This is a genomic window from Sporosarcina obsidiansis (assembly GCF_009651005.1).
Classification (GTDB): domain Bacteria; phylum Bacillota; class Bacilli; order Bacillales_A; family Planococcaceae; genus Sporosarcina; species Sporosarcina obsidiansis.
This window is the reverse complement of the sequence record NZ_WHVW01000066.1, coordinates 1-243: the sequence shown is the minus strand read 5'-3', so window position 1 is coordinate 243 and position 243 is coordinate 1. Positions and strand designations below refer to the sequence as shown.

General features: G+C 41.6%; 1 tRNA gene. It reads right to left on the bottom strand.

The window, feature by feature from the left end:
* Positions 1 to 167: 167 nt before the first annotated feature.
* Positions 168 to 241: transfer RNA gene (locus GD002_RS17700), tRNA-Gly, on the bottom strand.
* Between the last annotated feature and the right edge of the window lie 2 nt (positions 242 to 243).

Here is a 243-nt window from a genome sequence, read left to right as displayed (position 1 = left end):
GCCAGGATCAAACTCTCCATAAAAGAGAAATTCGAGTTAGCTCGATTTCTTGCTGGCATCATTTAAGATACTCATTTGTGTTTATGTCACCGGCAGAGCCAATGCACAAACGTATATTTCGTTAACGTTTTGCTGTTCAGTTTTCAAGGTTCATTTGATAAATAATATGGAGCGGGTGAAGGGAATCGAACCCTCATCATCAGCTTGGAAGGCTGAGGTTTTACCACTAAACTACACCCGCGT